The following is a 12213-nucleotide window of genomic DNA, read 5'->3' on the forward strand; positions in this document are numbered from 1 at the left end:
TTACTGTTTGATGATGTAAAAGTTTTTCAGATCGATATAGTCTTGCGGATCTTTGCCGGTGAAACCGCCAACCGTAGGTTTGACCAGCCGCGCACTGACCCGATAATAAACCGGGACCAACGCAGAATCTTTGTCCAGCAAGGTCTCCGCCTGCTGATAAATGGCCCCTCGTGCAGCGGCGTCCGGTGCTTGCAGGGTGCTGGCCATCAGCGCATCGAACGCCGAGCTTTTATAGAAGAAGGTGTTATTGCTGCTGTTGGAAAGCAGCATATTCAGAAACGCGCTCGGTTCGTTGTAATCGCCGCACCAGGTGGCACGGGCCACATCAAACTGCCCTTCATGGCGGCTCTGCAGCGAGGTTTTCCATTCCTGATTTTGCAATGTGACCTGTGCGCCGAGGTTCTTCTTCCACATTGAGGCAGCAGCGATGGCCTGCTGTTTATTTTGATCGGAGGTGTTGTACAACAAGGTAAACTTGAGCGGTTTCTCAGCGGTGAACCCGGCCTGCGCCAGCAGTTTCTTCGCTTCTTCGTTGCGTTTTTCCTGCGTCCACCCAGCCCATTCTGGCTGGCTGAAGTTGCCCCCCTCGGTAAAGGTTGGCGTAAAGCTGTAGGCCGGGATTTGGCCCTGGCCCATGATCTTGTTGGCAATAATGTCGCGATCCAGCGTCAACTTGACTGCCGCACGTACGCGCTCGTCGGTAAACGGCGCACGCTGATTGTTGATCTCGTAATAGAAGGTGCACAGGTAAGGGTTAACGTGCAACTGTTCCGGGATCTCACGCTTCATTTTGGCATACAGATTCGGCGGGATGGCACTATTGGTAATATCGATTTCACCGCTGCGGTAGCGGTTAATATCGCTGACTTCTGAAGACAACGGCAGGAACGTGGCCTGCTCGATTACCGTCTTGCTGTTATTCCAGTAGCTCGGGCTGCGTTCGAGCATGATGTGTTCATTGACGACCCACTCGGATAAGCGATATGCCCCGTTGCCCACGTAGTTTTGTGGCAGTGTCCACTTATCGCCAAATTTCTCAACCACGGACTGTTTCACCGGTTTCATTGAGGTATGGGACAGCATGCTGACAAAATAGGGCACCGGCTCGCTGAGCGTCACCCTCAACGTTTTATCATCAATGGCGCTTACGCCAAGCGATTCAGGCGGTTTTTTACCGGCAAGAATAGCGTCAATATTCTCAATTCGGGCGTATTGCAGATAGCTGGCATAAGGGGAACCGGTCTTGGGATCCGCCAGCCGCTGCCAGCTGTATACGAAATCCTGTGCGGTCACCGGAGAGCCATCACTCCATACCGCCCCTGGACGCAGGTGGAAGGTCCACGTCTGGTAATCGGTATTTTCCCAGTTTTCCGCCACTGCAGGGGCCAGATGACCATTGGCATCGGTGCTGACCAACCCTTCAAGCAGGTTGAGGATAATATTGCTTTCAGGCGTTCCTTCGACCTTATGCGGATCCAATGAAGCGACTTCTGAACCGTTGTTGATCACCATGCGCTGCAGTGGTGCCAATTGCACCCCGGCCGGAACCTCAACGGCCTGCAGGTTTTGGCTGGCGCTCATCCCCAACACGGCGGCGGTGATAACGGCCAACGGTTGATGCTTCGTGGTTTGCGGCATACTACAGGCTCCTTTTCACGGCTAAGCAATAATTGTGAAATAGTTATCAAGCGGGCTAAATATACGGATACCAGCAAAAATCATTCCTACTTGGCGCGCCAAAGATAAGATTTTTCTTTCCAACGAGTTGCTCGGAAATTAGCAGAAGCAAAAATTCATAGCTAATAATTTTTACAGAAATGTTAAGCATTTCTCTTTTATTATCCCATGGCCCTACAGACACCTAGCCTTCCCATCTGCCCGCAAACCGATTAACACCATGATTTTACTGGATAAATAACAGCTTCATTTTTAACCTTTTCTTCACGGATGAAAAAAACCACTCAAAAGAAACATTCAGTTAACAAAAATGCCGTTCAGAGAATAAACACCTGCCTATCCGTGGTTAATCACTAATAACACCTGTGTGAAACGGAGACAAGCCCTACAGAATGATGTGATTAAATTAACAACAATTTTACCCATAGGGAGACAAAAACCCCCGTCACGCGGTTTTTAAAAGTGGAGAAAATAACATCTTGGTGCTTTATCAACCGATAAAGTGAGATTTGTGCCACAGGGTGGGGCAATAGAATAAAAAGCAGGCAGGTTATGCACTTTAATAATGCATCAGCTGGGATAATTTGAAAAATTAAAAATTACTTAAGCCGCAAACAGGATTATCCGCGGCTTTATTAAGGTTATAACAACCCAGGAAAAATGGCTTTGATGCCGGTGACAATAAATTCGATCCCCAGCGCCATCAACAACAACCCCATGATACGGGTAATGACGTTGATGCCGGTTTGCCCCAGCAGACGCACCAGCAGCGGAGCTGCCCGGAACAATAGCCAACAACAGAAAGCGAACAAGGCGATTGCCACGGTAAAACCTAACAGGTTCTGCCAGCTGTGGTAACGAGAGCTCCAGACAATGGTGGAACTGATAGCACCCGGCCCGGCCATCAGCGGCAGAGCCAAGGGAACAACCCCGATGCTTTCACGGATCGCGCTCTCTGACTTTTCCTGCTTGTTCTGTTTGTCTTCACCCAGCTTGCCGCTGATCATCGACATGGCGATGGTCACCACCAGAATGCCGCCAGCAATACGGAAAGAATCGATGGAGATACCAAACATACGCAATATACCCTCGCCCAGGAACAGCGAGGTCCACAAAATAATCGCCACCGACAGGTTAGCCGTCAGGTTGGTTTTGTTACGCCCGACCTCGGCCTGATAGCTGGTCATACTGATAAACACCGGCAGAATACCTACCGGGTTGACCAGCGCAAACAGGCCGACAAAGAACTTGATGTAGCCGGAAAAATCCAACAGAGATTGGCCCACGAAAAACTCCGCATAAATAGCTGTAAAAAGAGACACTGCCGATGCGCGCTAATGTAATGGAATTGCGCCAGCTAATCCATCCACTCGACCAGCATTTTTCCCTACCTCAACAGAATGTTACAAAACAATTCGCTATTGTTAATGCTTTGTGTGTTGCATGCTGTTATCAAGTATCATCGCGTCATCGTCAAGCACCTTGTTGATAATTACTCTCAACAAACACTAGCTGAAAGGTGTCAGCTTGCGATTTTTATGATGTACATCACAAAATATCTACTCAGGAATAGTTAAGCTCTTAGTCGTAGTCAAAAGGGAGTACGAGGTATGGATACCGATTTCTATCTCGCTTGCCTACTACCAACTTGCACTTGGTAAAGCTCTTTAAGTAAATCAGCAGTATGGGTCGCTAACTGCGGGAAAAGTCTCATGATCTAACAGACGCCTTCCTGACAGATGTCTATACTAGTTCCTCGAACGGCTTATTTACTGAAAGAGTTTAACATTTATCAGGAGAGCATCATGGCTGTAACGAATGTCGCTGAATTGAACGAGCTAGTTGCACGTGTCAAAAAAGCCCAGCGCGAGTATGCCAACTTCTCACAAGAGCAAGTTGATAAGATCTTCCGCGCCGCTGCCCTCGCCGCCGCAGATGCCCGTATTCCTCTGGCTAAAATGGCCGTTGAAGAATCTGGCATGGGTATCGTTGAAGACAAAGTCATCAAAAACCACTTCGCTTCCGAATACATCTATAACGCCTATAAAGACGAAAAGACCTGCGGGATCCTCTCCGAAGACGACACTTTCGGTACCATCACCATTGCAGAGCCAATTGGCCTGATTTGCGGTATCGTGCCAACCACCAACCCAACTTCTACCGCGATCTTCAAAGCGCTGATCAGCCTGAAAACCCGTAACGGCATTATCTTCTCTCCGCACCCACGTGCCAAGAACGCCACCAACAAAGCCGCAGATATCGTGTTGCAGGCTGCCATTGCTGCTGGCGCGCCGAAAGACATCGTCGGTTGGATCGACCAGCCAACGGTGGAACTGTCCAATCAGCTGATGCATCACCCAGACATCAACCTGATCCTGGCAACCGGTGGCCCAGGCATGGTTAAAGCCGCATACAGCTCTGGTAAACCCGCTATCGGTGTTGGTGCCGGTAACACTCCAGTTGTCGTCGATGAAACTGCCGACATCAAACGCGTTGTTGCTTCTATCCTGATGTCAAAAACCTTCGACAGCGGTGTGATCTGTGCGTCTGAACAGTCCGTGATTGTGGTGGATTCCGCATACGATGCAGTGCGCGCACGCTTCGCTTCCCACGGCGGCTACATGCTGCAGGGCAAAGAGCTGAAAGCCGTTCAGGACATCATCCTGAAAAACGGTGGCCTCAACGCCGCTATCGTTGGCCAGTCTGCACCAAAAATCGCTGAAATGGCCGGTATCAAAGTGCCAGCCAACACCAAAATCCTGATTGGTGAAGTGAAACTGGTTGACGAATCTGAGCCGTTTGCTCACGAAAAACTGTCACCTACCCTGGCGATGTACCGGGCCAAAGACTTTGAAGACGCCGTCAGCAAAGCCGAGAAACTGGTCGCCATGGGCGGTATCGGTCACACCTCTTGTCTGTACACCGATCAAGACAACCAGACTGCACGCGTGGAATATTTTGGCGACAAAATGAAAACCGCACGTATTCTGATCAACACCCCGGCTTCTCAGGGGGGTATCGGTGACCTGTACAACTTTAAACTCGCTCCGTCACTGACGTTGGGCTGCGGTTCCTGGGGTGGTAACTCCATCTCTGAAAACGTCGGTCCAAAACATTTGATCAACAAGAAAACTGTAGCGAAGCGAGCAGAAAACATGTTGTGGCACAAACTTCCGAAATCAATCTACTTCCGCCGTGGCTCACTGCCAATCGCGCTGGAAGAAGTGGCTACCGACGGGGCAAAACGTGCCTTCATCGTTACCGACCGCTACCTGTTCAATAACGGCTATGCCGATCAGATCACCAAGGTTCTGAAATCGCACGGTATTGAAACTGAAGTGTTCTTTGAGGTTGAAGCTGACCCAACGCTGAGCATCGTACGTAAAGGTGCCGAGCAGATGAACTCCTTCAAACCAGACGTGATCATCGCGCTGGGTGGTGGTTCACCAATGGACGCCGCGAAAATCATGTGGGTGCTGTACGAACATCCTGAAACCCACTTCGAAGATCTGGCGCTGCGCTTTATGGACATCCGTAAGCGTATCTACAAGTTCCCGAAAATGGGCGTGAAAGCGAAAATGATCGCCGTCACCACCACTTCAGGTACCGGTTCAGAAGTCACGCCGTTTGCGGTAGTAACCGATGACGCCACCGGCCAGAAATACCCACTGGCTGACTATGCTCTGACCCCGGACATGGCGATTGTCGATGCCAACCTGGTGATGAACATGCCTAAATCCCTGTGCGCCTTCGGCGGGCTGGATGCGGTCACTCACGCCCTGGAAGCCTACGTTTCCGTACTGGCTAACGAATATTCCGACGGCCAGGCGCTGCAAGCGCTGAAACTGCTGAAAGAATATCTGCCAGCCAGCTATCACGAAGGGGCGAAAAACCCGGTTGCTCGTGAGCGTGTACACAACGCCGCTACCATCGCCGGTATCGCGTTTGCCAACGCCTTCCTGGGTGTCTGTCACTCAATGGCCCACAAACTGGGTTCTGAGTTCCACATCCCGCACGGCCTGGCTAACGCCATGTTGATCTCTAACGTTATTCGTTATAACGCCAACGACAACCCGACCAAGCAGACCGCCTTCAGCCAGTATGACCGCCCTCAGGCTCGTCGTCGCTACGCGGAAATCGCAGACCACCTCGGCCTGAGCGCTGCCGGTGACCGTACCGCGCAGAAGATCGAAAAACTGCTGAAATGGCTGGACGAAATCAAGGCAGAGCTGGGTATTCCAACCTCGATCCGCGAAGCTGGCGTACAGGAAGCCGACTTCCTGGCCAAGGTCGACAAACTGTCTGAAGATGCGTTCGATGACCAATGTACCGGTGCTAACCCACGTTATCCGCTGATTGCCGAACTCAAGCAAATCTTGATGGATACCTTCTACGGTCGCGAATTCAGCGAAGCGACTGAAGAAGAGGCGGTAGTTGCGGCACCAGTTGCAGCCAAAGCGGAAAAAAAGTCCAAGAAATAACCGTTCTCTGAATGGTCAAAACCCGCCGAAAGGCGGGTTTTTTTATGCGTGAGACAAATTGTTCCCAATGAGCACCACACGATTTTGACAACGATACTACCCTACCCCACAGGTCGGCATTCAAAAACGCCACATAGGCCTTCTGCGGCGCTTCTGGCGCAATATCACTCTGGGGTCTTGATCGCTTCCTTGTAGTGTTTGCGGCATACCGAAACATAGCTTTCGTTACCCCCGATCACCACCTGCTCCCCCATATGCATCGCCTTGCCATCGTCCCCCAGGCGTAGCACCATATTGGCCTTACGCCCGCAATGACAAATGGTCTTCAGTTCGACCAGTTTATCGGCCCAGGCCAGCAGATGATGGCTGCCAACAAACAGTTCCCCAAGAAAATCCGTACGTAAGCCATAACACAGCACAGGAATATCCAGTTGGTCGACCACCTCGCAAAGTTCTTCAACCTGCTCTTTAGTTAGAAACTGGCTCTCATCCACCAGCACGCAATGTACGGGCTGCTGCTGATGCTCCTGATTAATCATGGCATACAGCTGAGTGGCGTTATTATAAAGCTGTGCCTGCGACGACAACCCAATCCGCGAACTCACTTTGCCCACGCCGAAGCGGTGGTCGATTTCCGCGGTGAACACCAGCGTGCGCATACCACGTTCTTGATAATTATATGAAGATTGTAACAGTGCCGTCGATTTCCCCGCGTTCATAGCGGAATAATAAAAATAAAGCTGAGCCATGTGGCCGCGACTCCAATGGTTTAAAATATATACCCTAAGACTTTCTGGTCGTAGCTGAGCCCCCCGCTGACTCATCATCTGGTCTAGCTGGCGCGCTTCACTGCGCCCTTGCCAATAAGGGAGAATATATTCGCCCCCGGTTGATGAGTCTGTTGCGGTTAACAACGCTGCGGCCTGAAAGACGACGGGTATATACTGTCGGAAGGTGCAGGTTGACAGTGTAGCATAGACCCTGGTCAGACTCAGCAAGCGGGCTGACATTATCTTGACCTAAGAAAATAGCCATAAGCCAAGTTTCATGTGAAACATTTTACACGCGCAACGGACACTTTTACATCTATTTACAGATTACTGTGGTTTATCAAGCACAATTAATTTTTGTTAATGATTAACTAAATTCATTAATGCTCAAACGGATATGTCCTGCCAGCGAGCAAACAGCCTGCCCAGCCCCTCCCGCCAACAATGCAATTAAATGTGTTTTGAGCGATGACTACCCGGTTAATTGGAACGCTTAACAACTTACTCTCTCCTGTCAGGCTGTTTTCCGCTATACCCCCATTCTTTACAGTACTAGTCCTTTTGGGGAAGTGATTATGGACACAAATCCTTCCCGATACTGTTATAGAGCATAATTATGACGAGAGGACCAAAATGACTTTAAGCTCGGCGATTATGCCATCCGGTTGGACAATTTGGCATAAAAACCAGGGGGGATTAAAGCCTGATCCCCCTATGTTATTAGTCGGACAGTTCTCAATATCGGTTTTTTAAAGATAAATTTAGTCACTCTTTCAATTTGGCTATTGCAGAAAAGAAAGGAGCACTCTATTATTATCGTCACGCCCCCCACCAATATAATTTGAGAGCTAGAACAATGAGCGAAGCATTGAAGATTTTGAACAACATCCGTACTCTACGTGCACAGGCAAGAGAATGCAGCCTGGAAACACTGGAAGAGATGCTGGAGAAGCTGGAAGTTGTTGTTAACGAACGCCGCGAAGAAGACAGCCAGGCTCAAGCAGAAATTGAAGAGCGCACTCGTAAACTGCAACAATACCGCGAAATGCTGATTGCAGACGGTATTGATCCAAACGAACTGCTGCAAACTATGGCTGCTACCAAAGCCGCTGGTAAAGCAAAGCGTGCTGCACGCCCAGCTAAATACCAGTATAAAGACGAAAACGGCGAAATGAAAACCTGGACTGGCCAGGGCCGTACTCCAGCCGTGATTAAAAAAGCTATCGAAGAGCAAGGCAAATCTCTGGACGATTTCCTGCTGTAATAGCATTTTAGTTACCTTCAAAAGGCTCCCTATGGGAGCCTTTTTGCTTTGCAGCCACGGTAATCCCCCTGACCTTCACACGCGTTATTCCGGTTGACTAGCAAAATTCTCATGTACAGGAAAAGAAAAAGGGGCTAAAGCCCCTTTATTCTACCCTTCTATCGTTCGGTTACTGAACGTTATAAAACGCCCGATACCAATCAACAAACCGTTTAACCCCTTCATCAACGCTAGTCTCAGGTTTAAACGCGATAGTCTGGTACAGCTCCTCGGTATCCGCGCTGGTATCCAAAACGTCACCAGGCTGCATCGGCAGCATATTTTTGCGCGCCGTGATACCTAACGCAGCCTCCAGGGCATGAATATATTCCATTAACTTAATAGGGCTACTATTGCCGATATTATAGACATGGTAAGGCGCAGAACTGCTGGCTGGAGACCCTTGTTCCACCGTCCAATTGGCATTGGGTTGAGGAACAATGGCCTGCAAGCGCACTACCGCCTCGGCAATATCATCAATGTAAGTAAAATCACGATGCATCTCACCGTGGTTATATACATCAATGCTCTCACCGGCCAATATCGCCTTGGTGAATTTAAACAGCGCCATGTCAGGACGCCCCCAAGGGCCATATACGGTGAAAAAGCGCAGGCCAGTGGTTGGCAGACCATATAAATGCGAATAGCTGTGCGACATAAGCTCATTGGCTTTTTTCGTCGCAGCATACAGGGATATTGGGTGATCGACAGAGTCATCCGTCGAAAACGGTAGCTTGCGATTCAGGCCATAAACCGAGCTGGAGGACGCGTACAGCAAATGCCCAACCTTATTATGCCGACACCCTTCAAGAATGTTCAAATGGCCAATCAGGTTGGAATCCGCATAAGCCAAGGGGTGATCCAGCGAATAACGCACCCCGGCCTGGGCGCCGAGGTGAATGACCCGCTCAAACTGATGTTCAGCGAACAGCTCGGCAATTCCATTGCGATCGGCCAAATCCAGTTTGATAAACTGAAATGCTGGCTGATTAGCCAGCATGTCAAGCCGTGCCTGTTTCAGGCTGACAGCGTAATAATCATTCAGGTTGTCGATACCGACAACCTGATGCCCCATGGCTAGCAGGCGCTCCGTTACGTGATAACCAATAAACCCTGCAGCGCCTGTAACCAGGAATTTCATGCTCACCTCTTAGATGACCGGCTTAATCGATGCGCCACGACCAATACCATAATAAGTAAAGCCGCGAGCTTGCAGACGTTCTGGATCAAACAGGTTACGGCCATCAAAAATGACGGGTTGCTTCAAGGCTGCCTTAATCGCATCAAAATCAGGAGCGCGGAAATTCTGCCATTCGGTACAGATCACCAACGCATCGGCTCCCTGCAACGCCGCTTCTTTGGTTCCCATCAGTTTCAGATCGGCACGTTGCCCATAGATTCGCTGCGCTTCTGCCATGGCTTCCGGGTCATAGGCTTGCACGCTGGCGCCTAACTCCCACAAGGTTTCCATCAGCACGCGGCTGGAAGCCTCACGCATATCGTCGGTATTAGGTTTAAACGCCAAGCCCCACAACGCGAAGGTTTTCCCTTTTATATCATCAGCAAAATGATGCTTGATGAACTGGGTCAGCTTATATTTCTGCTGGTTGTTCACCTGCTCTACCGCCTGCAACAGTTTCGGTTGATAACCGATATGCTCTGCGGTGCGGATTAACGCCTGAACGTCTTTCGGGAAGCAGGAGCCGCCGTAGCCACAGCCTGGATAAATGAAGTGATAGCCAATACGTGAATCCGAACCGATCCCCTGACGCACTTTTTCAATGTCCGCACCCAGCATCTCTGCCAGATTGGAGATTTCGTTCATAAAGCTGATTTTGGTCGCCAGCATGCAGTTGGCGGCATATTTGGTCAGTTCTGCGCTGCGGATATCCATCAGGATCATGCGGTCATGATTACGGTTGAACGGCTCATAGAGCTCACGCAACGGCTCAATGACGTCTTTGTTGTCGGTGCCCAGCACGATACGCTCAGGGCGCATACAATCGGCAACAGCTGCCCCTTCCTTGAGGAACTCTGGGTTGGAGACGACATCAAACGCCAAGTCGCTGCCGCGCTTGCGCAGCGTTTCGGTCATCACTTCACGAACTTTATCAGCGGTACCTACTGGTACGGTTGACTTATCGATCACCACTTTGCGGTCTGTCATATGTTCGGCGATGGTGCGTGCCACAGCGGTGACATATTTCAGATCGGCAGAACCATCTTCGTCCGGTGGCGTTCCCACGGCGATAAACTGGATAGCGCCATGAGCAACACCGGCTTTTGCATCGGTAGTGAAATGTAGACGACCGGCTTCATAGTTTTGCTGTACCAACGAGGTCAGGCCCGGTTCAAAGATCGGAATATTGCCTTTTTTGAGGTTTTCGACCTTCTGTTCATCGATGTCGATACACATGACATCATGACCCACGTCAGCCAACACGGCTGCCTGTACCAGGCCAACATAGCCAATACCGAAAACGGTTACTTTCATCGGGAAGTCCTAATTTTCAAATTTAACAAAAAGTTATCAAGCTACTTCTGTTTGTCCGCCGCCCTAGGCCGCAGCCAAACCAACAATTCTTTACCCGTGTTGGGTGGTCTTTTCGTCTCGACACGCTATGGGTCAAAGAGCTCACCAACGAGCTTATCACCCGCAAATGGCTACTGAAGTCCTGACGATCTTTCTAAGTAGCTCTCTTTTCGCTCTCAAATTGCGCACTTACTCCGCCATACGAAAAACCCGCAAAGTATACCAGCTTAAATCCGCTGAGTATTACCCCAAGCTCAAATAGCAATAAATTAAGACAACTACCTATGGAAACGACGTTAATGGAGAATAGGCAGAGGCAATTGCTGGAGTTCCATTGATGATTTATTCAGCACTCAGCATCAGACGTAACCGACCGCCGCTCCCCCAGACTTGGCACTGCCAGGCATCACAGCGTTGGCTTATTTGATTCATGTAAGTGGTGCCAAGCGTGCCCAAGGGGACGCCATTACTTAATTGAATCAGGTTATCCCCTGTATTTACATTGGCATGCAAACCGGCAGAGGCCAGCACCAGATTCTTATATTCGGCATGATAATAGCCCACCAACAGCGGAAATTGGCCTTCCAACTTGCCTTGGCGCAATAATTGGTTAACTTGTTTTAACAATGCAGACATTTGCGGCAGGCGATGCTGTTGATTGGCTAAATGATCTTGTAGTAAACCGTTGAATAAAGCACGCAACAGCAAGGCAGCCATCACGCCATTATCTCCCGCACGGGTGACATCCAGGCAATAAAACGCCAGGTCTTTATCCGATAGCGCCGCGATATCCAGCACCAACCCCGGATTTTCGCTGGTGGTTAATTGCCGATAATTAATACGGCAACCGGCAATAGACTGCTGCACGGGTGGCTGTAACTGCTTGAGTAATCTCACGGCCTCGGAGGGGTTTTGGCTTAATGCCTGCCAATCCTGAAACATCTCAGCCTCTTCGATCGCCTGCGAAGTAAACATATTAGGATAGAGGCAAGCCAGTACCGCTTCGCGCAGCCGATTGAGATCGCTCAACGGTTTCAGCAGCACATCCTGAACGCCGAGCCGCAGCACCTTGGCGATATCCGCCATTTTATCGGTCGCCGAGATCACCAATACCGGGATCTTTATCCCTTGCAAGCGCAGATGCTCAACAAACTCGATGCCGTCCATTTCCGGCATGGCGAGATCGCACAGGATGAGATCGGGAGCGAACTCTTCAACCGCACTCAACGCCACAAGGCCATTGGCCGCCTCGCTGGTTTGTGCTCCCAAGGATGCAAGATAACCTACAAGCACAGAACGGAAAACCTGTTCGTCCTCAACGATTAAGATGCGCTTGCTTATCAGTGGTAATGCCATCGACCCAGCCTCTTCCCTTTTGATGTTGTAATAGTGGCTCATAATGAGCACTTGTGCCTGTCGAAAACACGCCCAATAGCATCATTCCACCCT

At 50.0% G+C, this 12213-nt stretch carries 8 protein-coding genes; 2 read left to right on the forward strand and 6 right to left on the reverse strand.

The window, feature by feature from the left end:
• The gene (locus tag KGP17_RS14125; protein ID WP_223497780.1) at positions 1-1638 is read right to left on the reverse strand and encodes an ABC transporter substrate-binding protein; all 1638 of its coding nucleotides are present in this window, start codon (positions 1636-1638) and stop codon (positions 1-3) included.
• Positions 1639-2318: 680 nt separating this feature from the next.
• Entirely contained in the window at positions 2319-2963 is a 645-nt protein-coding gene (locus tag KGP17_RS14130; protein WP_021181228.1) for a YchE family NAAT transporter, read from the reverse strand.
• 519 nt (positions 2964-3482) lie between these two features.
• Here KGP17_RS14130 and adhE point away from each other — a divergent pair.
• Entirely contained in the window at positions 3483-6158 is a 2676-nt protein-coding gene (gene adhE, locus KGP17_RS14135) for a bifunctional acetaldehyde-CoA/alcohol dehydrogenase (RefSeq protein ID WP_021806599.1), read from the forward strand.
• Positions 6159-6322: 164 nt separating this feature from the next.
• Here the strand turns inward: adhE and KGP17_RS14140 are convergent, their stop codons facing one another.
• Positions 6323-6907 carry a thymidine kinase gene (locus KGP17_RS14140; RefSeq protein ID WP_021806600.1) on the reverse strand — a complete coding sequence of 195 codons (585 nt, stop codon included), beginning with the start codon at positions 6905-6907 and terminating at the stop codon, positions 6323-6325.
• A gap of 877 nt (positions 6908-7784) precedes the next feature.
• Between KGP17_RS14140 and hns the strand changes: the two genes are divergently transcribed.
• Positions 7785-8192 carry a histone-like nucleoid-structuring protein H-NS gene (gene hns / locus KGP17_RS14145; RefSeq protein ID WP_021181225.1) on the forward strand — a complete coding sequence of 136 codons (408 nt, stop codon included), beginning with the start codon at positions 7785-7787 and terminating at the stop codon, positions 8190-8192.
• A 169-nt stretch (positions 8193-8361) separates the two neighbouring features.
• Here the strand turns inward: hns and KGP17_RS14150 are convergent, their stop codons facing one another.
• From KGP17_RS14150 to rssB, 3 genes are all read right to left on the reverse strand, one after another.
• Positions 8362-9372 carry an NAD-dependent epimerase gene (locus KGP17_RS14150; RefSeq protein ID WP_115158856.1) on the reverse strand — a complete coding sequence of 337 codons (1011 nt, stop codon included), beginning with the start codon at positions 9370-9372 and terminating at the stop codon, positions 8362-8364.
• Between the two features lie 9 nt (positions 9373-9381).
• Entirely contained in the window at positions 9382-10725 is a 1344-nt protein-coding gene (locus KGP17_RS14155) for a UDP-glucose/GDP-mannose dehydrogenase family protein (protein ID WP_166732673.1), read from the reverse strand.
• 381 nt (positions 10726-11106) lie between these two features.
• The gene (gene rssB / locus KGP17_RS14160; protein ID WP_223497781.1) at positions 11107-12120 is read right to left on the reverse strand and encodes a two-component system response regulator RssB; all 1014 of its coding nucleotides are present in this window, start codon (positions 12118-12120) and stop codon (positions 11107-11109) included.
• Positions 12121-12213 lie beyond the last annotated feature (93 nt).

Source organism: Serratia sp. JSRIV001 (genome assembly GCF_019968745.1).
Taxonomy (GTDB): domain Bacteria; phylum Pseudomonadota; class Gammaproteobacteria; order Enterobacterales; family Enterobacteriaceae; genus Chania; species Chania fonticola_B.